Source organism: Oceanobacillus sojae (assembly GCF_900162665.1).
GTDB classification, from domain to species: Bacteria; Bacillota; Bacilli; order Bacillales; family Amphibacillaceae; genus Oceanobacillus; species Oceanobacillus sojae_A.
In genome coordinates, this window is the sequence record NZ_LT727813.1 from 502,310 (window position 1) to 523,833 (window position 21,524).

Sequence of the window (21,524 nt, forward strand, 5' to 3'; positions counted from 1 at the left end):
CCAAAGGAGAGTACATATGTTTGTAATTACAGGAGCTACAATTTGGAATGGCAAGGAAGAAATATTCGAACATGGTAACCTTTATATCCGTGACGGAAAAATTGAAAAAATCTCCAAAAAGTTAGATGCCTCAGATACTTACCATACGATCGATGGAAAAGATTACATTATTACTCCGGGATTCATTGATGTGCACACACATTTAGGAGTATCCGAGGAGGGGGTGGGACAGGAAGGTGCTGATTTTAATGAAACCTCTGACCCTGTTACACCTGAGGTAAGAGCGATTGACGGTATCAATCCCCGTGAAGAAGGCCTGAAAACAGCCAGAATGTCCGGAATCACAACTGTCCAGGTAATGCCGGGAAGTGCCAATGTGATTGGCGGCGAAATGTCTGTTTTAAAAACAACCGGTCATATTGTTGATGAGATGATAATCCGCCAAACATCAGGAATGAAGGCTGCAACTGGTGAAAACCCTAAGAGATTTCACGGTTCGAAAGGAAAAATGCCGGCTACCCGGATGGGTGTTGCAGCAGTATTAAGGAAAAAGCTTCTGGAAGCAAAAGCATACACCGAAAAAGAGAAAACGAAATGTGATCTTGGTTTAGAGCAATTAGCAAAAGTGATCAATAAAGAAATACCTTTACGTGTTCATGCTCACCGTGCAGATGACATTATCACGGTACTCCGTTTAAAAAAGGAATTTGATATTGATGTAACAATTGAGCATTGTACAGAAGGCCACTTTATTGCTGACTATATTGCCAAGCACCATGTTATGGTCTCTGTAGGCCCGACAATGTCTTCACGTTCTAAGGTAGAGCTGAAGGATAAAAGCTGGAGCACAATCAAAACATTAATGGATGCCGGCGTTTCCTGCTCCATTACAACAGATCACCCGGTTGTCGGAATCGAATATCTGCTGACCAGTGCAATTCATGCTGTCAAAAATGGGCTGACTGAACAGCAGGCTTTAAAAGCAATGACCTCCAATGCAGCCAGGCACCTTGGTGTCGAGGATCGTGTAGGGACGCTGGAAGCTGGAAAAGACGCTGATTTTCTGCTTTGGGAAGGAAATCCATTTGATCCGCAATCTAACCTGAGCCATGTATACATCAACGGGGAAGAAATAACAGACTAAGTCAAAACAGGAACAAAAAAGCAGGTTAGCCTATGATTCAGGCTAACCTGCTTCTTTGTTCTTTTATCCCATTAATGCTGTCATCAAAGCCTTTTGAGCATGCAGACGATTTTCAGATTGCTGGAAGACCACAGAGTGTTCTCCATCAATGACTCCTGCAGAAACCTCTTCCCCGCGATGTGCTGGAAGGCAGTGCATAAATGTTACATCTGATTTAGCCTTAGCAAGAAGCTCTTCATTTACCTGATACTGCTGGAATTCCTGCACCCGCTGTGTCTGTTCTGCCTCTTGTCCCATGCTTGCCCATACATCTGTATAAATAACATCCGCATCTTTAACAGCTGCTGCCGGGTCGTTGCTCCATTCAATGGTTGCACCATGCTCCTGTGCGAATTGTTTTGCTTTTTCCGTAACTTGTTCCTCAGGCTTATAACTATCCGGTGTTACCGTTACAATATGCATTCCCATCTTTGCAGCACCAATCATTAAAGAATGTGCCATGTTATTGCCATCACCGATATAAACGATTTTTTGCCCCTGCAGTACACCTTTAACTTCTTTGATTGTCTGCAGATCTGCTAATACCTGGCAAGGATGATACAGGTCAGTCAGCCCATTGATTACAGGAATACTTGCATACTTTGCCAGCTCCTCCACATCAGACTGATTATAGGTTCGGATCATAATTCCATCTAAGTAGCCGGAAAGTACCTGTGCTGTATCAGCAATTGTTTCTCCTCTCCCAAGTTGAAGATCCCTGGAGCTTAAGAAAATTCCTGAGCCCCCAAGCTGATAAATACCTGTTTCAAAGGAGATACGGGTTCTTGTCGATGATTTTTCAAAAATCATGCCCAGCATTTTGCCCTTTAACGGTTCAAAAACAATTCCATCTTTACTTTGTTTCTTTTGATAATTTGCTAATTCAATTAAGTAGTTAATCTCTTCTTTTGTATAATCCGCAAGCTTCAAGAAATCTCTGCCTTTTAGCGCCTGCTGAAATTGGATTTGATTTGTTGTCATTCACCTACACCTGCCTATTCAATTAAGTTGTTATGCATTATTATGCAATAAAAAGAATATTTATTCAATAGATTTTGAGATTTTTATTGTCTTTTTTCTTTAGGCGGTATTCCAAATATGATGAGTATATACATTCTCCCATAAAAAAAAAGGCATTTTTACAACAAGTCTTGCACCGTTGTAAAAATGCCTCAATAAAATTCATCCCTTTACTTGAATAACTGCTACCTTCAAATAATTCCCCTGTTTAAAATGCTTATCCACCGCAAAATCACCCGGTAATGAGAATTCTTCCAAAATCGTATATTTCTTTTGCTTTGCCTCAAATCCCCGATGTATCATATCTTTGAATTTCTTCATTCCAAAGGAGGCTGTGTTAGTGGAAGCAATAATCACTCCGTTTTTTTCCAGCAGCTCAATAGAATTCTCTATCAGCTCCGGATAATCCTTTGCTGTCTGGAAGGTTCTTTTCTTAGAGCGTGCAAAGCTTGGCGGATCAAGAACAACAACATCAAATTGCAGATTCTTCCGTTTAGCATATTTGAAATAATCAAATACATCCATCACAATAATATCCTGCTGCTCAAAATCAATCCCATTTACGCTAAACTGCTCAATTGTTTTACTTTTACTTCGTTTCGCCAAATCAACACTGGTAGTCTTCGCTGCGCCGCCTAAAGCAGCAGCGACAGAGAAAGCCCCGGTATAGGAAAAGGTATTCAACACATGCTTATCCTTGGCATATTTATCACGCAATGCTTTTCGGACCTCACGCTGATCCAGGAAAATACCGACCATTGCCCCATCATTCAAGTAAACAGCATAGTTCATTCCGTTTTCTTTCACTATCAGCGGGAATTCACCCCTTGTTCCTTTTACAAAATCATCATCTTCTACATACTGTCCTTTTGTATCAAAGCGTTTCTTTTCATAAATCCCCTGATAGTCACCCAGCTCGTCAAAAACTTGTATAATCCAGTCTTTAAACGCATAAATTCCCTCACTGTACCATTGAATAACGTAGTAACCGTCAAAATAGTCAATGATTAAGCCGCCAATTCCATCTCCTTCCCCATTGAACATGCGAAAAGCAGTTGTTTCTTCGGCTTGATAATAAGAACGGCGTTTATTCATAGCACTGAGCAGTTTCTGTTTAAAGAAAGCCTGGTCAATGGTCTCTTCCTGCTTAAACGTTAACACCCAGCCCATTCCTTTATTTTGACGGCCTGTATATGCCTGTGCCAAAAATTCTCCCTGCGGTGTGTGAAGAGCAATGATCTCTCCTTCGCTAAGCTTATGAGGCTCATCAATAGCTTCTTCTAAAATCAACGGGTTTTTCTGTTTGATATTTTTTACATAGGATTGCTTTACTGTTACTCGTTTCATTATTTCACCCTTATTCCTAATTTGTTTCAGGATCTTTAATCACTGCAAAAACACAGCTGTCTCTAAGTTCCCCATTTTCTTCTATATCATCATTTCTCAGGATTCCTTCGAGCTCAAAACCGGCTCTTTCAGCAACAGCTTTACTTCTGCCATTTTTCGTATCACACCGGATTTCCACACGGTTTGCATCCAATTCCCGGAATGCAAAAGCAGTCAGTCCTTTCACCAATTCTGTCACATAGCCTTTCCCGCTGTGCTTCGTATCAATCCAATAACCAATTTCAAATTTTCGTACGTCCCAATTAATACGATGTAGACCGCTGGAAATAATAAATTCTCCACTCTCTTTATCAAAAGCATGGAATCGTAAATCCTCACGTGCTAAAAAGTTCAGATAGGCCTCTTTTGTTGTCTTTTTTACATCTGATTCTGTCTGCTCCTGCCGTGCAAATGGGAGCCACGGCTTTAACTCATTGATAGAGGCCTGCATCGCCTTATAAACCGGCTGCCAATCTTCCGGCTTCGGTGCACGAATGACCAGCCGTTCTGTTTCAAATTGATCTGGAAATGTTAATAGTATAGGCTCCATTGTATCGTACTCCCCCTCTATATCCTAAGAATTTATTTTTCGCACAGCTTCAAATAAAATTCGCTTGTATTGCCTTTTTCATATAAATTTGTCGTTGAAGTAGAATATTCTTGGATAGCTGCCGGAAAGGACAAAGATTTTTCAGGAATGTTAACCTGAAAATCATTTTTATACAGTAAAGTCGTAACGTCATGATAGGTTTCACTGGTAACATCAAATGAGAATGCAATCTGCTTCTTGTCAGCCGTTTCATCCAACTCTACCTGTTTTCCTTCAAACACCTGTTCGTTAATCTTGATTTCCATGTAAAATCTCCTCCTTAATCTAGTCCTATATGCGGGCTGCGGCGCTCTACAAGGACAACGTCCCGCCACCTGCCGTCTTCCATCTGACCGATTTTCTCCCGATAACCAACCTTGCGAAAGCCCATCTTTTCATGCAGCTTCAGACTGCCTGTATTTTCAGGAAAGATTTCTGATTGCAGCGTCCACATCCCGGCTGCTTCACTTGCCTCAATCAACGCCTGCATAAGATTTGTACCCACACCTTTTCCCAAGCTGTCTTTATGCAGATAGATGCTTACCTCCACAACTCCCTGATACGCCGCTCTTGCAGAGATTGGTAATAGGGAAGCCCAGCCAAGAACTCTCTTTCCCTCACGGACAACCAGACGGCACTCCTCCAAATGGTCACGATCCCAGTCTTCCCAGGATTTCCAATCGGGCTCATTCATTTCAAAGGTCGCATTCCCCGTTTCCATTCCATGATAATATATTTCCAGAACCTGTTTCCAATCCGTCTGCCTCATCTGATCAATAACAAAATCCATACGTACAAGCTCCTTTTTCACGATAGATAGTGATTAATATCTTACAGGCTTTTTGTGTAAAATTCTAGTGAATGAGACAAGGTCGGTAAATATTTGCTAAAATAGATAAAAACCTTAGAAATGAGGGAATCGAATGAAAATCTATATAGATGCAGATGCCTGCCCTGTTAAAGACATTATTATAGAGGAAGCGGGAAAAAAGAGTATCCAGGTTGTCCTGGTAACCAGTATCTCACATTTTTCTTTAAAGGAGTATCCAGATTGGGTGGAAACCATTTATGTTGACACTGGTGCGGATGCCGCTGATTACCGGATTATGAAGCTTGCTGCAAAAGAAGATATCGTGGTGACCCAAGATTACGGACTGGCTTCTCTCGCGCTTGCAAAAGGCTGTTATGTGCTGCATCACAAAGGGTTCGCCTACACCAATGATAATATTGACCAGCTTCTGCAGTCCCGCTACCTGAGCGCCAAGGAACGGCGGAGCGGAAAGCATTCAAAAGGGCCTAAAGCATTGACAGAGGAAGATCGGCAAAAGTTTTTGGAGCTTTTCCGCAAATATTTATGATGCAAAAATTAAAAAAGCACTCTTACCGTTTTCTTAACCTTTATTTATCAGGTTGAAAACGTTAGAGTGCTTTTTTAAAGGTTATTCATCTTCCTCAAAAGCCGCAAAATTTGTGGAGAATAAATGCTTCACAGGGTCTTCCGGATCGGCGATTTTTTTGGCGTGATTGACTGCAATCGGTCCTTCATTAAATGCTCCGGCGATTAATCCAAGCTTATCCGGATAATGGGCAATATCACCAATTGCAAATACCCCTTCAACAGAGGTCTGCATACTGGAATCAACCGCAATCATGCCGTCTATCATTTCCAGACCCCATGTCGTAATCGGCTCCAAATTAATTTGGAAGCCATGATTGACTACTACCCGGTCAATCTGGATTTCTTTCTCATCCGTTTCATCCTCTAAATGTCCCAATATTACCTTTTCAATCTGCCCGTCTGTACCATGCAATGCCTTTAATTCATATGGCGTCATTACATTTACACGCGAATTTTTCAGCTTTGTCACACTGCTTTCCAAACCTTTAAACTCATTCCGGCGATGGATAAGCGTTACACTCTTTGCAATGTTCTCAAGCTCCAGCGCCCAATCAACAGCACTGTTGCCCCCGCCGGAAATAAGCACATGCTTATCATGATAATCCGCCAGCTTCCGTACCGTATAATGCAGACTCTTCTCTTCGTAATAAACTGCTTCCGGATGATCTAATTTCACAGAATGCAATGTTCCAAATCCGGTTGCCAGCATGATTGTTTTAGAATAATGGATATTTCCGTTACTGCTTACCAGCTCAAAATTCCCATCTGCCATCCGCTGCATATCAACAACCTGTTCTCCCAGAACAACCGCAGGGTCGAAGGTCATTGCCTGTTCCACCAGCTGTTCGGTTACTTCTTCTCCGGTAGCATGCGCAATACCACCGATATCACGAATTACTTTTTCCGGGTAAAAATAAGGCACCTTCCCGCCAAGATAAGGAAGATATTCAATGATTTTTGTCTTCATCTCACGCATCCCGCTATAAAAAGCAGCAAATAACCCGGCAGGTCCGCCGCCAATGATCGTTACGTCATATATTTCTTCGTTCATAATCACCTGAATCCCTTCCCTTTTCTAATTTGTTTTCATCAGCAGATAGACAAAATAAGGTGTACTGACAATCGATACAACAATTCCCACAGGTATCGTTGTCGGTGCTAAAATATTACTTCCAATCATGTCAGCTGCCATTAAAATAAATGCTCCCAGCAGGGCAGAAATCGGAATCACATAATGATGCAGCGGTCCGACAAGCTTGCGGACAATATGCGGCACAACCAGTCCTAAAAAGGCAATCGCTCCACCGGCCGCAACAGATGCCCCCGCTAATGCTACAGCAATTAGAAGCAGGATCCCCCGCTCTCTTTCCACATGTGTTCCAAGACCAGAAGCAACATCGTCCCCTAAATGAAAGACATTTAAATTTCTTGCTTTATTTATTGCAATTGGAATAAGTATCAGCATCCAGGGCAGTAAAGCAAATACGAAATTCCAGTTCGCACTCCAGATCTCACCTGACAGCCAAATCGTTACCTGACGATAGTTTTGCGGATCCATGCGCAGCTGCAAAATTGTCAGAAGTGCACCAAATGCTGCATTTACCCCAATTCCTACTAAAACAAGCCGAATCGGCGCTACTCCTTTTTTCCAGGCAATAGCATAAATCAATATTGCCGCTGTAAAAGCTCCAATTAAAGCAACAAAAGGAAGCATATAAGTGTTTAGTGCACTCGCTGCCGGTATTACACCTTGGAAGAAATAGAGAAATAACACAATCGCAAAGCCCGCTCCTGAATTAATTCCCAGTATTCCAGGATCAGCAAGTCCATTTTGAGTGATACCCTGCATAATTGTTCCCGAGACTGCCAAGCCTGCTCCAATTAATAATGCCAAAATAATTCCCGGCATCCGGAATTTAAATAACACCAGCTCCTGTCTATCTGATCCCTGGCCCATCAATGTTTGAACTACTTCCTTTGGCGAGATCGAAATAGCTCCCAGATTTAAACTAAGGAAGGAAAAAACAATAATCCCGATAACTAATATGCTGATAATCATCCAAAATCGAAATCTTTTTTGCTTTTCTAATGGATTCATTTTTTGTCACCCCCGCTGCCTCTTGCCAAATAGAGGAAGAATGGCACACCGATAATGGAAGTAATAGCTCCTACCGGTGTTTCAAATGGGGCATTAATCATCCGTGCAATCAGATCTGCATTTACAAGTAATAAAGCCCCCAGCACTGCTGAGGTAGGAATAATCCAGCGGTAGTCTGTCCCAATAATAAAACGTGTAATATGAGGAATAATCAAACCGACAAACCCGACTGACCCGGCAACAGAAACTGCTACACCGGTTAATATTAATACAACTATAATCCCGGTAATTTTAATAAGTGTATTGTTCTGCCCAAGTCCCGTCGATAAATCGTCTCCCAAACTCAAAACAGTGATAGACTTCGCAATTGATAATGCTAAAATTACCCCTACTGTTCCCGCTAAAAAGAGAACCATTACTGCATTCCATCCTGCGCCGTCCAGTCCACCCGCAAGCCAAAATCCGATATCCTTCTCCAGCTGGAAATGCAGCGAAAGAATGGAGGAAACTGACCGCAGTAAAGTCCCTATTGCCACCCCGGCCAGCGCCAGCTTAACAGGTGTCAATCCACTGCTTGAAAAAGATCCCACTAAAAATACCAGGGTTACTGCTATACCTGCTCCAAGAAAAGAAGCAAACATTAAGCCGACACTGGAAACTGCCGGATAAAAGGCCAGAATAATGACAAGCATAAATGCAGCGCCATCTGTCACCCCCATAATAGATGGTGAGGCAAGCGGATTACGTGTCATTCCCTGCATCACAGCTCCGGACATAGCTAAAAACGCACCAACCAGCACAGCTGCCAGGGCACGCGGAATGCGCAGCTCCCAGATAACCTGGTGCGCCTGCTCCCCGTCAGTGAAATTGAACACAGCCTGCCAGACAGTATGTAAATCAATCGTTGTTGCACCATAAGAGATAGACACACCAATCGAAAAAACAACAAGACAAATCCCTATGATATTAATTAGTATCTTCGTCAACTGAGAAGAACGTGAAAACAATCTCATTTCTTGTATACTCCTATACTTTCTTCATAAAATATGGTTGTAATATGATTTGATTTTTTTTAGAATTAAATTTAATAAAATCTCGCTTTTAAATAACTTATTGACTTTCTAATTGAAACTGATTATCATTATCGTTAGACGTTCATTATAACATAAAAGGAGAAAAAGAGATGAACAAATTTATGCGAAAAAATTATTTATTTATGCTGATACTTACTACTCTATTACTTCTTGCTGCTTGCGGCAATAGTAATGATAATGAGTCTGATGATTCAAATACATCTGACAATACAGAGGAAGCATCTGAAATCACGGTTGATTCAGACATGGGAGAAGTTACTGTCCCGGCAAACCCGGAAAAAATTCTTGCCTCCTATAATGAAGATACACTGATTGCACTAGGTGAAAAACCTGTTGCAAAATGGGCAATTGGCGAAAGCGTTCAAGACTATCTGGAAGAAGATTTAGCAGATGTAGAAACAATTGAATGGACACTGCCTTTAGAACAAGTACTTAGTATAGAGCCGGACCTTATTATTTTGGATCATACCTTAGATAACTATGAAGGTTCTTACGAAGACTACTCTGCCATCGCACCAACATATGTATTATCCGAGGAAGAAGTAAGCGATTGGAAGGTACGCTTACAGAAATTTGGAGAAATCCTTGGAAAAGAAGACGAAGCGGAACAGGCTTTAGCAGATTATGATGAAAAAGTGGCAGCAGCGAAAGAAGAGCTGAATGAAACATTAGGTGATGAATCTGTTGCAATGATGTGGGTTGTCGGCGGAAAATACTTCCTATTTGAGGAAAACCGTCACTCTGCAAACATGATTTATAATGAACTTGGAGTGGAAGTTCCCGAGCTTGTCAAGGAGCTTGGACAAGGCGAAGAGGCCTGGAACCCGATTTCTTTAGAGAAGCTTTCGGAGATAGATGCTGACCATCTGATTATTTTAGGCTACGAGGACGACGAAGGAATTGAAGCATTGAAAAATAGTAATGTATGGAACAATACCGATGTTGTCAAAAACGATCAGGTATACTACATTGAGGATGAGAGTAACTGGACAAACAGCGGCTTAGTTGCTTCTGAACAGACGATTGATATGTTTGTTGATTTATTTAAATAATTTCTAAAAAAAGTGTATCCCAAAAGAACAAAAGCTGACTCCTTCTTTTTCAGCTTTTGTTCTTTTTTTAGGTTTGACTCTGCGCAATTAATTTAACTTTCATGTTTTACTATAAATTCAATCGGCATATCTTCAGATAATTTATTGGCCAATACTTCTAAGTGGCTTAACTCGCTATAATCTTCCATCTTCAATTCCCGATTGCTGATTAACGTAGAATACGTACTGAAATCTTTCTCACTTTCTTTAAAATCGCTAAAAGTAATTTCCAGGTTTTCATTTTCATTTTCAAAATGAAGTACGAGTTCTTCACCATTTAATTCATACGTTCCCTCTGTATCAATCATCGTTACTACATTGTCATCCAAAAATTCTAATGTTACAACTCCCGGATATTTATCAGGGTTATCCATATCCTCTTGAAGTACTGGCGTATTAGCAATTTTAAATGTTCTCCCGGATAAATTATTGCTGTCTTCGCTGCAGGCTGAAATGAATAATATAGATAAAAGTGCTACAAAAACAACCAAGCATTTCTTCATAGGGTAATCCCCTCTCCTTAAATAAATGTAATAATATTACTATTAAGTATATTATGAAAACAAACTAATAACAACTAATTTCAAGGATAGTTATGTTTATTAAAAATGGGTAATTCCTGATACTTTTAATAAAGAAATAATTACCCGGAAAAAGAAGCTGTGCATTACTTCTATACTGAGAAATTCTAATAAACGGACAAAAATAATAGCGTCTGTTCAAGGATTTCAAATTGTATCTGTCACCTAATTGAAAATTATTATCATTGACTATTAGTCTCCCAAGCAATAAAATGAAGTAAGAAGCTAATACGCACCTTTTTAGGTCAGGAGGCGTTTTCATTGAACTCATTAACAGCGAGTAACTTAACACTCGGATTCGGAGACCGGATTATTATAGATGAATTAGACATTTCCATCCCTAAAGGGGAAATCACTGTTTTTATCGGCCCAAATGGCTGTGGAAAATCAACTTTATTACGTTCTTTGGCACGTTTATTAAAGCCAAAGCAGGGATCTGTTATATTAAACGGACAAAATATTGCTAAAATGCGGACCCGGGAAGTAGCACAAAACATGGCTATCCTCCCTCAGGCGCCAACCAGCCCGGAAGGATTGACAGTATATGAGCTTGTTAAGCAGGGCAGACACCCCTACCGCAAAGTCATGAAGCAATGGTCCAAAGAAGATGAAGAAGCTGTACAAAAAGCATTAGAGGATACAAATATGGCAGATTTGAAAGATCAGTCTGTCGATTCCCTCTCAGGCGGACAGCGCCAGCGGGCATGGATTGCATTAACATTAGCGCAGGATACAGACATAATCTTATTAGATGAGCCCACTACTTATCTTGATTTAACGCATCAAATCGATGTGCTTGACCTTCTTTTTGAATTAAACGAAAAAGATGGCCGTACGATTGTGATGGTACTGCACGACTTAAACCTGGCAAGCCGCTACGCGCATCATATTATTGCAATTAAAGATAAAAAAGTATATGCACAAGGCAAGCCGGAGGATACGATTTCAGCTGACCTTGTGTCTGCAGTATTCCGGATGCGGTGTAATATCGCATGTGATCCGATATTCGGGACTCCAATGTGTATTCCTCATGGACGGGGAAATTGTTTAATCAAAGATGCGGTGCAAGAAAATTCCATGCTTCAGACAACACCAAAAGCTTTATAGTATATACCCGGACGATGATTCCATATTCTTTTATCAGAATAGGAGCTTGTCCGGTTTTTTTCTTTTGGTGACAAATACCTCTTTTTCCGCTATACTGTAATCAACAAATATCGAAAGGGTGAACAAAGGGAACATGAAGTACTAATCCTGTTTTTTTAAAGAATGAATTCAAATAAGAGTGTGATAACAGCAGATCTATCGGCCTTATCCTGCTGTGTTATTTTTCATGCTTTTATGGAATGATTTCAGAACAGGATTAGCCTTTATCCTTTGTGGTACCCATATGGAATGAGCAGACGTATGCTCACTCTCTTTTTTGGCGACCCCTGTTCTGATCTAAATGCAGAACAGGGGTTTTATCATTTATAGAATCTCCCTGTTCGAATTCTTAACAGATACGGAGATGATTTTATGACTATTTTAGAAGCACATCATATTAAACAAAATATCAAAGACCGGGAATTATTTTCTATAGAGCACTTGGCTGTTCATGACAAGGAGCGGATTGGTTTAGTCGGCAAAAACGGCTCGGGAAAAACAACCCTGCTCAACTTGCTTGCCGGTAAAATTCCGCCTGAGCAGGGTACAATTCAAATGTATACTTCTGTAGAGTTATTGCCACAATTAAAAGAGAAACGTGACCAAAAAAGCGGAGGCGAAGTAACACAGGCTTATATCGTTGAATCTTTAAAAAAGCAGACCGGTCTTCTCCTTGCAGATGAACCGACAACAAATCTGGACACGGCTCATATTGAATGGCTGGAGAAACAGCTGTCTCATTGGCAGGGAGCGCTTATTATTGTCTCTCATGACCGTAACTTTTTAGATAAACTATGTAATGTAATTTGGGAAATTGAGGAAGAAAGTCTTCAAATTTATTCCGGCAATTATACTGCTTATCGCCAGCAAAAAGAAAAAGAAATAGAAAAACAGCGTCTTGCTTATGAGCACTATCAGCAGAAAAAACAACAGCTTGAGCGCGCAATCGAGAAAAAAGAACAGAAAGCACAACGGGCAACTAAAACACCAAAAAGTAAAATCGGATCCACCGAGGAATCATTAAAAGGTGCAAAGCCCTACTTTGCGAAAAAGCAAAAAAAGCTGCAAAAAACATCAAAGGCTTTGGAAACAAGATTAGATAATCTTGAAAAAGTGGAGAAGGTCAGAGAAGCTGCCCCTCTGAAAATGGCTCTTCCCAATCAGGCAAGATTGCAGCAGAAAATTATTTTAAGAATAGAGGATTTAGAAGGAGCTGTTCCCGGAAAGCAATTATGGAAAAAAACCAGCTTAAATATAAAAGGTGGAGATAAGGTTGGTATTATCGGCCCAAATGGAGCGGGAAAAACAACCTTTGTGAAAAAAATAATGCAGGGAGATGCCGGTATTACCCTGAATCCATCTGTTAAAATTGGTTATTTTAAACAAGACTTATCAACATTGAACTCAGAAAAGTCAATTCTGGAAAATGTCAAAGAAACCTCCAAGCAGGATGAAACACTGATTCGCACCGTTTTAGCCAGACTGCATTTCTATCGGGACGATGTATTTAAGCCTGTTCACGTTCTCAGTGGCGGAGAACAGGTCAAAGTGGCATTTGCAAAGCTTTTTGTCAGTGATATCAATATGCTTATTCTCGATGAACCGACAAACTATCTGGATATCGATGCGGTAGAAGCTTTGGAGGGTCTGCTTCAGGCTTATGAGGGTACTGTTTTGTTCGTATCGCATGATCGGCAGTTCACCGAAAATATTGCCACAAAGATGATTGAAATTAATCAGCAGGTGCTCACGTTTTTTGATGGAAGCTTCCGACAGCTCCATGAAGAACCGGCCGAAAAAGAAACACAGGAAGACCCGCTGGAACAGCAGCTGATGGTTATTGAAACAAAGATAACTGAAATCCTGAGCAAGCTCAGCCTGGAGCCCTCTGATGAATTAGATCAGGAATTTCAAAAGCTTCTTCAGGAAAAACGCATTCTTCAAAACAGACAGAAGAAATGATAGAATAAATCTTAATGCAGCAGGAGGAATTTTTCTTCTCCTACTATCTATTGCAGTGCCCCGAATATTCGGTGCACGAGGAGTAAAGTTTCATTTCACCGCAGAAAGGAATTCAAACATGCAGCAAGCAAATGAAGTAACTGGCAAAGCAGCCATAGAACTAAATCATGTCAGCTATTCAGATGAAGGCTTAGATATTATTAAAGATGTTTCCGGCTTCCTCCCTGAAGGAAAAATCACTACATTTGTCGGACCTTCCGGAGCTGGAAAAACAACCATTTTCCGCCTATTAAATGGACTTATTTCTCCAATAAATGGAGATATCCATCTTTTTGGAGAAGATATTCAAACCATTGAGCCGACCACATTACGACGAACAGTCGGCATTGCACTTCAGGATGCTACGATGCTGCGCGGCTCCGTTTATAAAAATCTGGCTATGCCCAAAACATTGCAAAATCAGGAATTAGAAAAGGAAGATGCAGAACACTTATTAATACAAGTTGGGCTGGATGCTTCTTTTCTCAACCGGGATATAGCAGATTTATCAGGCGGTCAGCGCCAAAAGGTATCCATTGCTCGTACACTTGTCAATCGTCCGAAGGTATTGCTGCTTGATGAAATTACTTCATCCCTTGACCGTGTCTCCACATCAGACATCGAGCACTTGATTCAGCATATCAATCAGGAATTTGCAGTGACCATTGCCTGGATTACGCATAATTTAGAGCAGGCGTTGCACATTGGGGATTATACATGGGTCATGATGAATGGAGAGCTTATCGAATCAGGAAATACAGATGTATTGAAAAACCCGGCAGATCCTCGTGTACAGCAATTTATAAAGGGGGATTGGCAATGAGTTTTCTATCCCTCGGCTTATCGCTTATTTTTGTGCTTATTCCCTTAATCCTTTCCAAAACATTACATCTCGGCTTAGGAAAAGATACATTTATCGCAACTATTCGTTCTATCATTCAGCTTATAGCTGTCGGCTATGTCCTGACCTTTGTATTTGAATCAGGCAGTTATCTTTTTATCATTCTGATGGTTGCCCTAATGATTGGAGCAGCGACACATAATGCCCAGAAAAAAGGAGCTTCTATCAAGGGAATTATTTGGAAACTGATTCTTACATTTATATTTATTGAGATACTGACGCAAAGCATCTTATTAGGGTTTCAAATCACACCGCCGACCGCGCAATATATTATTCCAATCAGCGGGATGGTTGTCGGTAATTCGATGGTGCTCTCCATTCTGTTTCTTAATCGTTTCACAGCAGAGATTCAGACGCAGAAAAAAGAAACCGAGCTTCTGCTTTCTTTAGGCGGAACACCAAAACAAGCTATTCACCTGCCGCTTATCCATTCTATTAAAGCAAGCTTGATTCCAACAATCGAAAGTCAGAAAACAATCGGACTTGTTCAATTGCCAGGGATGATGAGCGGTCAGATTATTGCTGGAGCAGACCCGATTCAAGCCGTCCAATTCCAGCTGTTAATTCTCTTTCTATTACTGACAACAGCGGCCGTAACCAGTATTATGCTCGGCTTTTTATCCTACCCGACACTCTTTAATGAACGGATGCAAATGCTTAAGATTAAGACAGAGGAAGAAGAATAGTTTTACAGGAAGCTTTATTTTTGCAGGCATTCAAGCCAATCCTGCTATCAGGTTCACTTAAAAGAATTCATTTTGAAAAGGATAATCAAAATGAATTCTTTTTTGAATCCGTATCCGGAAAGATCATTCGCGTATGGCCTTCCTTTGTCAATGATACCGTCATGAAGGTCTGATGATTGGAGATACGACCTTTCTATCACCTATAAGGATAATTTAAATCACAGAGTAGACGTTGAGAAAATAATAAAAACAATCAAAACGATTCATTCGGTTTAGTTATTACGGGGAGCGGCTGTCCCAGCCAATTTGACAAATCAACTATAATTCATTATTATTTAATTAAATATATCTTAATTAAAAATATATACACTTACCCTATCACTTTATAAAAGGAGGCTAAAAAATGTCTGAAAATTTATCACTAAAAACCTTTGTGATTACCATGAAAGCATCCAAATCTTTAGAAGAAGTTACCAAACAGGATATAAAAAAACATGGCATGCGTGCATCAGATTTTGCGATTTTAGAAGCACTGTATCATAAAGGCAGACAAACTATCCGGGAAATTTCTGAATCGGTATTAATCAGTACAGGCTCGATAACATACGTCATTGATAAGCTTGAAAAAAAGGAACTCCTCATCCGGACAAATTGCCCTGACGACAGAAGAGCAGTTTATTTAGAAATCACTGCTAAAGGAAAGCAAACCATGGATGATATTTTTCCAAAACATCAGCAGGTAATTGAAGGACTGTTTGAAGGAATTTCGGAAAGCGATAAAAAGACTGTTATCGATGTCTTAAAAAAGGTTGGATATAAAGCAAGCGATAAAGAGTAACCGATAAGAAGGGACGAAAATTAATGAAATATATCTATGAAGAAAAAGCGGGTCCCAATGGTCCTACACTTCTTCTCTTGCACGGAACCGGCGGCACAGAAAGTGATTTATTACCTTTAGCAGGCATTATTGATCCAAATGCAAACGTCCTTAGTGTCCGCGGAAACGTATTAGAAAATGGGATGCCCCGTTTTTTCCGCCGTCTGGAGGAAGGCGTCTTTGATGAAGAAGATTTAATCAAACGCACTGAGGAATTACATGAATTTTTAAATGAAGCCAGTCAGAGGATTGGTTTTGACCGGAAGCAGGTCACGGCTATCGGCTATTCGAACGGAGCTAATATTGCCGGAAGTCTTTTATTCCATTATAAAGATTCCTTACAAAAAGCAATCCTGCATCATCCGATGGTTCCCAGAAAAGGAATTGATCTCCCGGATTTAACTGGAACAGAGGTATTTATTGCTGCGGGTGATAACGACCCAATGTGTCCGCCGGAAGAAGCAGAGGAATTACAGCGGTTATTGACTGCAGCTGGTGCTAATGCCGATATTCACTGGGAAAGTAACGGCCATCAGCTGACAATGAGTGAGATTAAAGCAGCTGCAAGCTGGTATGCGCATTAAAAAGAAGGAGAGTCAGTTCTCCTTCTTTTTAATTTCTTATAATAATATAGATTGTATACACTACATAGATAAGGGCCAATATAATTCCTTCTCTTCTTCCAATTCGGAAGCTTGTCCGCGAAAAGATTAACAAGAGTATCGTCAATACTATCATTATCCAGATATCAGTAAAAATTATAGGATTTATAGTTAAAGGAGAAATCAGCGATGCTGCTCCAAGAACAAATAAGATATTAAAAATACAGCTGCCGACCACATTACCTAATGCAATTTCACTTTCATTTTTTAGCGCTGCTGATATAGAGGTAACCAATTCAGGCAATGAGGTTCCTATTGCAACAATAGTCAATCCCACTAAAGCTTCACTCATTCCCCAGGACAAAGCAATTTCTGTAGCATTGGTCACAACAAACTGCCCTCCAAGAATAATTGCTGCCAGCCCAAGAAGTGTAATCAGTGTACTCTTTCCCCATTTTACATTTGAATCTTTAATAGCTTTGGTTTCTTTTCTGCTTTTCAAACCGACCTCAATAATGTAATACATAAAAATCGCTAAAAACAGAAAGAAAATGATTCCATCACTTCTGCTGAGTATATTTTCTGTTGACCCTTGAAGCAGCATATCGCTTCCTAATGCAAACAATGCAACTGCCGCCAATAATGCAAAAGGAATCTGTTTAACAATCATTTCATTTTGAACCTGAAGCGGGTAAATAGCCGCTGCCAATCCAACAACCAGTGTAATATTAAAGATATTGCTTCCAACCACATTTCCCACTGCTACATCGGCCGTTCCCTGCACAGCCGCAATAATACTTACCGTTGCTTCCGGCGCACTTGTCCCTAAGGCTACAATCGTTAATCCAATTAAAATTGGCGGAACACGCAGCAGCTGCGCAATATTGGAGGAACCGTCGACAAACCAGTCTGCTCCTTTTACTAACAATGCAAATCCGATAATTAATAAGACATACTCCATGAATGTACTCCTCATCTCTCCCAACTTATTGTGTTTTATTCTACCTTAATTGTATTTTCCTATCCATTATTTTCATGCAGATATTTTTTACTTTGCTGAATCAGATAAAAAGATTTGATTTCCTGCAGGGTCCTTTACCATTCCTTCATCAACTAAATAACCTAAAGTTTCCAGTCTTTCCTTAGCTTTCTCGGCCTCTTCTTTAACAGGATATACTATTGTAAAAAATTTTAAGCCGGTTTCATTAGAATAGGGAGTTGGCGCCCCTTCCCCATTCCATGTATTTATTGCAATATGGTGGTGATAACCGCTATCAGATAAAAAAGATGCTTCAGGATAAGTGGTTACTTCTTGAAAGCCTAATCCTTCTACATAGAATTTCTTAGCTTTCAGCAAATCATTCACATGTAAATGAACATGACCAATAAGTGTTTCTTCAGGCATACCATTCCATGCTTCCGCTGATTTAAGAAGACCATCTGCATCAAGGGGGTCTGTACTCATTTGCACGGATTTACCTGACCAATCCCAGCCTTCAGATAACCGGTCTTTTGCTACTTCAATCCCATTTCCATCCGGGTCCTGGAAATAAAGTGCTTCACTGACTAAATGATCAGCAGCACCTAATTGTAAAGAATACGCCCTTCCTGCTTGCAGAAGATGCTTTAGAAAATCAGCTAAATCCTGTCTGGCTGGCAACAGAATAGCAAAATGGTAGAGACCCGTTGTTCTTCTTTGTTTTGGAACAACCTCTTCAGGCTGCTCCAGATTAATTAGAGCCTTCTTGCCATCAGCTGATAGCATTGCTTTATTATCTGTTTCCTCCATTACCTGAAAGCCTAGAAAATCCTGATAAAATTCAATAGACTGTTGTAAATCTGTTACTTGTATAGTTATATCTGATACGTGTATTGCCTGTGTTTCAAAAAATTTCTTCTCCATTTATAATAATCACCTTTCATTTACATTTCACTAAAAATAATAAACTTACTTTATGTAACTAATTATAAATGAGTAAAGCCCGACGGTCAAAAATGTTTTTCGTTCAGATTCTTTCACTTCTATTTCAATTAATAATCAAAAATTTATCTGCAGTAGCTATTCACATTGTCGAGATGAACCAGTGACGAGAAAACAATAAGACGGCTAATATTTACACCGTAAATAAAATAGTATAAAACAATTGTTTTCCAATTCAAATACTGATATGATAAGCGTTGCATGACGTGGTTCGTAACCATCCCACGCTAAAAAACTAGGAGGAAAACAAAATATGAATATAAGAACACTTGTAATTAACGGGATTATTGCAGCATTATATGTTGCAGTATCTTTACTGGTAGCTCCAGTCGCATTTGGAGTAATTCAATTTCGGATATCAGAGGTATTTAATCATTTAGTTATCTTTGATAAACGTTACTTTTTCGGAATAACCATTGGTGTATTTTTAACAAATTTATTTTCAACGGCTGGCGGTTTAGATTTAGTGTTTGGGACAGCACACACTGCTATATCCTTAGGAATAATCATTTTTTTAAAAAAATATATTAAAAATACATGGACGCTTTTATTCCTTAATACATTGATTTTCAGCTTTAATATGTTTATTGTAGCTTTTGCTTTAAATGTTGTAATAGAATGGTCATTTCCATTCATTTGGTTCACACTGGCAATGAGTGAGCTGATTATATTACTTATAGGTATTCCGGTTATTTCTGCTTTGCAGAAGCGCCTGCGCTTCGATAAGCTTATATAATTAAAAAGAAAAAACGGTGGAATTCATCCATCGTTTTTTCTTTTTAAAATTGATTAATTATTAAACACCTGTATTTACTAGTGATTTCACAAGATTTCAATGAAATAAATAGGTTCTCTATTAGTTAGATAAAGTGATTAAACCATGCATTCGTTAGAGAAACTATTTATTTTTTATAGCCGTTTTAAATCATCCTGTCCATTGAATTAACTGTGCAAAAATCAGCATGACAACTCCAATTCCCGACAATACTAAGAATATTGGAAGATAGAAACGAATCCACTTCTGCCATGAAACGCCGGCAATAACTAGTGCTGCCATGAAATAACCTGATGTCGGGAACAGAATATGTGCAAATCCATCTCCAACTTGAAATGCGAATACAGCAGTTTGTCTTGTAACACCAATGATATCAGCCAGAGGTCCCATAATCGGCATAGTTACAAGAGCTTGTCCACTTCCGGATGGAATGATAAAATTGATGGTCAACTGTGCTAAGAACATCCCAACCGCCCCAAGAACGGATGGCATTTCACCTACAACAGAACCAAGAGCATTTACAATGGTATCCATGATACGCCCATCTTCAAGTACAACTGCTACTGACCGGGCAAGACCAATAATTATTGCTCCCATTAAAACTTCACGAAATCCTTTCGTAAATGCTTCAGAAATTTCCGTTGCATTAAGCCCAGAAATTAAACCCACAACAATTCCCATGAAAATAAAGAGACCAGCCATTTCGACCATAAACCAGCCTTCGTTTAATACACCATAGACTAAAACTAATGCAAATAGTAGTGCTGCAACTGTTCCAAACTTTTGCCTTGTATTCATTGTTCTAATTTCGATATTATCTTTATGTTTATAAAGCTCTCTTTTCTCCATGTCCTCTTCATATACTAAACTGTTTTTAATTGGATCCTGCTTGACTTTTTTTGCATAGCGCATTATGAAGAAGATTCCCACTGGTAATGCAATAACAAATAAGACAAGTCGCAGCTCAATCCCGGAGAAAACTGGAAGACCAACAATTTGCTGTGAAAGTCCTACGTTAATAGGATTTAAAACACCGGCCGTAAACCCAATAACAGGACCTACTAATGAAACACTTGCTGCAACTATTGAGTCGTACCCTAAAGCAATCATCAACGGCATTATTACAGGGATATAGACAAGAGCCAGCTCTGGTGTTCCAATAAGTGTCGCAATTACTGCAAATACGGTTGTTAAAATTGGAATCAGAAATATACTTCGCTTAGAAAATTTATTTGCCAAACGATCAACAACAATTTCGATAATCCCGGTTGTTCTTAAAACCATGAACATACCGCCGATAATGAATGTAAAGAACACAACTTCCCCAGCATCGATAAGTCCTCTCGGTATAACAGTTAAAAAGTCTGTAATATCTACCGGTGTTGATTCAATCTGAGTAAATGAGTTCGGATCAACTGTTTCCCTCCCATCAGGACCAGGAACCCTGTCAAATTCTCCAGCCGGCACAAAATAAGTTGCTATTGCTGCCAAAGCACTAAATAAAAATAAAATCACATAAATATGAGGCATCTGGAACTTTTTTTCTTTTCTGTTTTAGCCATACTTACTCTCCTTTTTGTTTGTCCTGTGCAGGGGTGAAGAATATGTGAATAACGCGTTTTTTACTTTTCTTTTTTCTCTTACTATGTGTTTCTTCTTTATAATAAATCAATTAATTTATCAGATTTAATAAATTTTCACATACTGCACATTTAGCCTTTGTTATTTAGACAATTGAATACAGAGTTCACTGAATGAAGTTTCACTTTATACGTAATATACAGTACCTATAATATAATAACAAAAGCTAAAATTGTACAAAAAAACCTACAAATTTTTTTGCTAAAATGTATAAAAACACTATTTATTTTAGTAATAGCAGGTTATTATGTCAATTTGTAAAAATATCTTGACGCAATCTATCTACTATGGAGCTGTTTCTCCCTATTGGAAGACAATGCTTATGGTGTAACCTTTACAATTGAGCATTATAATTAATGGACAATATCGATTACCTTAGGAAGATGAGTTTCTTCATCCGGATGAAACTTCTCGAGGTTATCCCCTATCAAAACGAAATATGGTGAAAAAACTAAATAACATCATAACATATT

General features: G+C 39.4%; 22 protein-coding genes and 1 riboswitch. Of the genes, 10 read left to right on the top strand and 12 right to left on the bottom strand.

The annotated features are described in order from the left end of the window. The first annotated feature begins 16 nt into the window (after positions 1–16). Positions 17–1,144 (top strand): amidohydrolase, encoded by a 1,128-nt coding sequence (locus tag BN1068_RS19835; RefSeq protein WP_077604557.1) that lies wholly within the window; start codon positions 17–19, stop codon positions 1,142–1,144. Between the two features lie 63 nt (positions 1,145–1,207). Here the strand turns inward: BN1068_RS19835 and argF are convergent, their stop codons facing one another. The 5 genes from argF to BN1068_RS19860 form a co-directional block, all read right to left on the bottom strand. Beyond that, positions 1,208–2,164, bottom strand: a complete 957-nt coding sequence (gene argF / locus BN1068_RS19840; RefSeq protein WP_077604558.1) for an ornithine carbamoyltransferase — start codon at positions 2,162–2,164, stop codon at positions 1,208–1,210. Positions 2,165–2,365: 201 nt separating this feature from the next. Further along, positions 2,366–3,550, bottom strand: a complete 1,185-nt coding sequence (locus tag BN1068_RS19845; RefSeq protein ID WP_077604559.1) for a class I SAM-dependent rRNA methyltransferase — start codon at positions 3,548–3,550, stop codon at positions 2,366–2,368. 16 nt (positions 3,551–3,566) lie between these two features. Continuing rightward, positions 3,567–4,139 carry a GNAT family N-acetyltransferase gene (locus tag BN1068_RS19850; protein ID WP_077604560.1) on the bottom strand — a complete coding sequence of 191 codons (573 nt, stop codon included), beginning with the start codon at positions 4,137–4,139 and terminating at the stop codon, positions 3,567–3,569. Between the two features lie 32 nt (positions 4,140–4,171). Beyond that, positions 4,172–4,444: a DUF3219 family protein gene (locus BN1068_RS19855; protein WP_077604561.1), complete on the bottom strand. Its 273-nt coding sequence runs from the start codon at positions 4,442–4,444 to the stop codon at positions 4,172–4,174. Between the two features lie 14 nt (positions 4,445–4,458). Then, positions 4,459–4,968 (bottom strand): GNAT family N-acetyltransferase, encoded by a 510-nt coding sequence (locus tag BN1068_RS19860; protein WP_077604562.1) that lies wholly within the window; start codon positions 4,966–4,968, stop codon positions 4,459–4,461. 133 nt (positions 4,969–5,101) lie between these two features. Here BN1068_RS19860 and BN1068_RS19865 point away from each other — a divergent pair, with 133 nt between their 5' ends. Further along, positions 5,102–5,536: a YaiI/YqxD family protein gene (locus BN1068_RS19865; RefSeq protein WP_077604563.1), complete on the top strand. Its 435-nt coding sequence runs from the start codon at positions 5,102–5,104 to the stop codon at positions 5,534–5,536. Positions 5,537–5,617: 81 nt separating this feature from the next. On the opposite strand, the gene BN1068_RS19870 is transcribed toward BN1068_RS19865, so the two are convergent. The 3 genes from BN1068_RS19870 to BN1068_RS19880 are packed head-to-tail and all read right to left on the bottom strand — an operon-like array spanning position 5,618 to position 8,688. Beyond that, positions 5,618–6,634 (bottom strand): NAD(P)/FAD-dependent oxidoreductase, encoded by a 1,017-nt coding sequence (locus tag BN1068_RS19870; protein WP_139344895.1) that lies wholly within the window; start codon positions 6,632–6,634, stop codon positions 5,618–5,620. 18 nt (positions 6,635–6,652) lie between these two features. Beyond that, entirely contained in the window at positions 6,653–7,675 is a 1,023-nt protein-coding gene (locus tag BN1068_RS19875) for a FecCD family ABC transporter permease (RefSeq protein WP_077604564.1), read from the bottom strand. Continuing rightward, a complete protein-coding gene (locus BN1068_RS19880; protein ID WP_077604565.1) occupies positions 7,672–8,688 on the bottom strand; it encodes a FecCD family ABC transporter permease in 1,017 nt (338 codons plus the stop codon). Before BN1068_RS19880 ends, BN1068_RS19875 begins: the two co-directional genes overlap by 4 nt. 170 nt (positions 8,689–8,858) lie before the next feature. Here BN1068_RS19880 and BN1068_RS19885 point away from each other — a divergent pair, with 170 nt between their 5' ends. Next, positions 8,859–9,821 carry an iron-hydroxamate ABC transporter substrate-binding protein gene (locus BN1068_RS19885; RefSeq protein ID WP_077604566.1) on the top strand — a complete coding sequence of 321 codons (963 nt, stop codon included), beginning with the start codon at positions 8,859–8,861 and terminating at the stop codon, positions 9,819–9,821. A gap of 92 nt (positions 9,822–9,913) precedes the next feature. Here the strand turns inward: BN1068_RS19885 and BN1068_RS19890 are convergent, their stop codons facing one another. Continuing rightward, the gene (locus BN1068_RS19890) at positions 9,914–10,363 is read right to left on the bottom strand and encodes a hypothetical protein (protein ID WP_077604567.1); all 450 of its coding nucleotides are present in this window, start codon (positions 10,361–10,363) and stop codon (positions 9,914–9,916) included. Positions 10,364–10,702: 339 nt separating this feature from the next. Between BN1068_RS19890 and BN1068_RS19895 the strand changes: the two genes are divergently transcribed. The 6 genes from BN1068_RS19895 to BN1068_RS19920 all read left to right on the top strand — a co-directional run bounded on the left by BN1068_RS19895 (position 10,703) and on the right by BN1068_RS19920 (position 16,636). Beyond that, a complete protein-coding gene (locus BN1068_RS19895) occupies positions 10,703–11,548 on the top strand; it encodes an ABC transporter ATP-binding protein (protein WP_077604568.1) in 846 nt (281 codons plus the stop codon). Positions 11,549–11,959: 411 nt separating this feature from the next. Then, positions 11,960–13,549, top strand: a complete 1,590-nt coding sequence (locus tag BN1068_RS19900) for a Vga family ABC-F type ribosomal protection protein (protein ID WP_077604569.1) — start codon at positions 11,960–11,962, stop codon at positions 13,547–13,549. Positions 13,550–13,667: 118 nt separating this feature from the next. Further along, positions 13,668–14,411 (top strand): ABC transporter ATP-binding protein, encoded by a 744-nt coding sequence (locus tag BN1068_RS19905; protein WP_077604570.1) that lies wholly within the window; start codon positions 13,668–13,670, stop codon positions 14,409–14,411. Beyond that, positions 14,408–15,175, top strand: a complete 768-nt coding sequence (locus BN1068_RS19910; RefSeq protein ID WP_077604571.1) for an ABC transporter permease — start codon at positions 14,408–14,410, stop codon at positions 15,173–15,175. The genes BN1068_RS19905 and BN1068_RS19910 overlap by 4 nt, the downstream gene beginning before the upstream one ends. A gap of 403 nt (positions 15,176–15,578) precedes the next feature. Continuing rightward, complete coding sequence (locus BN1068_RS19915; RefSeq protein ID WP_077604572.1) at positions 15,579–16,013, top strand: MarR family winged helix-turn-helix transcriptional regulator; 435 nt, start codon at positions 15,579–15,581, stop codon at positions 16,011–16,013. A gap of 23 nt (positions 16,014–16,036) precedes the next feature. Then, a complete protein-coding gene (locus tag BN1068_RS19920; RefSeq protein ID WP_077604573.1) occupies positions 16,037–16,636 on the top strand; it encodes an alpha/beta hydrolase in 600 nt (199 codons plus the stop codon). A 28-nt stretch (positions 16,637–16,664) separates the two neighbouring features. Here the strand turns inward: BN1068_RS19920 and BN1068_RS19925 are convergent, their stop codons facing one another. Beyond that, on the bottom strand, positions 16,665–17,615 hold the full coding sequence (locus BN1068_RS19925; protein ID WP_077604574.1) for a calcium/sodium antiporter: 951 nt from the start codon (positions 17,613–17,615) through the stop codon (positions 16,665–16,667). An 87-nt stretch (positions 17,616–17,702) separates the two neighbouring features. Further along, positions 17,703–18,557 (bottom strand): VOC family protein, encoded by an 855-nt coding sequence (locus BN1068_RS19930; RefSeq protein WP_077604575.1) that lies wholly within the window; start codon positions 18,555–18,557, stop codon positions 17,703–17,705. A gap of 278 nt (positions 18,558–18,835) precedes the next feature. Further along, positions 18,836–18,880, top strand: a riboswitch (PreQ1 riboswitch). Between the two features lie 8 nt (positions 18,881–18,888). Here BN1068_RS19930 and BN1068_RS19935 point away from each other — a divergent pair. Continuing rightward, positions 18,889–19,371: a QueT transporter family protein gene (locus BN1068_RS19935; RefSeq protein WP_077604576.1), complete on the top strand. Its 483-nt coding sequence runs from the start codon at positions 18,889–18,891 to the stop codon at positions 19,369–19,371. A gap of 189 nt (positions 19,372–19,560) precedes the next feature. Here the strand turns inward: BN1068_RS19935 and BN1068_RS19940 are convergent, their stop codons facing one another. After that, positions 19,561–20,940, bottom strand: a complete 1,380-nt coding sequence (locus BN1068_RS19940; protein WP_077604577.1) for a YfcC family protein — start codon at positions 20,938–20,940, stop codon at positions 19,561–19,563. Between the last annotated feature and the right edge of the window lie 584 nt (positions 20,941–21,524).

Coding starts and splice junctions, on each gene's coding strand:
- BN1068_RS19890 (WP_077604567.1), bottom strand. CDS start 10,363: ATGAAGAAATGCTTGGTTGTTTTTGTAGCACTTTTATCTATATTATTC.
- BN1068_RS19910 (WP_077604571.1), top strand. CDS start 14,408: ATGAGTTTTCTATCCCTCGGCTTATCGCTTATTTTTGTGCTTATTCCC.
- BN1068_RS19880 (WP_077604565.1), bottom strand. CDS start 8,688: ATGAGATTGTTTTCACGTTCTTCTCAGTTGACGAAGATACTAATTAAT.
- BN1068_RS19875 (WP_077604564.1), bottom strand. CDS start 7,675: ATGAATCCATTAGAAAAGCAAAAAAGATTTCGATTTTGGATGATTATC.
- BN1068_RS19885 (WP_077604566.1), top strand. CDS start 8,859: ATGAACAAATTTATGCGAAAAAATTATTTATTTATGCTGATACTTACT.
- BN1068_RS19940 (WP_077604577.1), bottom strand. CDS start 20,940: ATGCCTCATATTTATGTGATTTTATTTTTATTTAGTGCTTTGGCAGCA.
- BN1068_RS19865 (WP_077604563.1), top strand. CDS start 5,102: ATGAAAATCTATATAGATGCAGATGCCTGCCCTGTTAAAGACATTATT.
- BN1068_RS19855 (WP_077604561.1), bottom strand. CDS start 4,444: ATGGAAATCAAGATTAACGAACAGGTGTTTGAAGGAAAACAGGTAGAG.
- BN1068_RS19925 (WP_077604574.1), bottom strand. CDS start 17,615: ATGGAGTATGTCTTATTAATTATCGGATTTGCATTGTTAGTAAAAGGA.
- argF (WP_077604558.1), bottom strand. CDS start 2,164: ATGACAACAAATCAAATCCAATTTCAGCAGGCGCTAAAAGGCAGAGAT.
- BN1068_RS19850 (WP_077604560.1), bottom strand. CDS start 4,139: ATGGAGCCTATACTATTAACATTTCCAGATCAATTTGAAACAGAACGG.
- BN1068_RS19900 (WP_077604569.1), top strand. CDS start 11,960: ATGACTATTTTAGAAGCACATCATATTAAACAAAATATCAAAGACCGG.
- BN1068_RS19845 (WP_077604559.1), bottom strand. CDS start 3,550: ATGAAACGAGTAACAGTAAAGCAATCCTATGTAAAAAATATCAAACAG.
- BN1068_RS19905 (WP_077604570.1), top strand. CDS start 13,668: ATGCAGCAAGCAAATGAAGTAACTGGCAAAGCAGCCATAGAACTAAAT.
- BN1068_RS19860 (WP_077604562.1), bottom strand. CDS start 4,968: ATGGATTTTGTTATTGATCAGATGAGGCAGACGGATTGGAAACAGGTT.
- BN1068_RS19920 (WP_077604573.1), top strand. CDS start 16,037: ATGAAATATATCTATGAAGAAAAAGCGGGTCCCAATGGTCCTACACTT.
- BN1068_RS19930 (WP_077604575.1), bottom strand. CDS start 18,557: ATGGAGAAGAAATTTTTTGAAACACAGGCAATACACGTATCAGATATA.
- BN1068_RS19935 (WP_077604576.1), top strand. CDS start 18,889: ATGAATATAAGAACACTTGTAATTAACGGGATTATTGCAGCATTATAT.
- BN1068_RS19835 (WP_077604557.1), top strand. CDS start 17: ATGTTTGTAATTACAGGAGCTACAATTTGGAATGGCAAGGAAGAAATA.
- BN1068_RS19915 (WP_077604572.1), top strand. CDS start 15,579: ATGTCTGAAAATTTATCACTAAAAACCTTTGTGATTACCATGAAAGCA.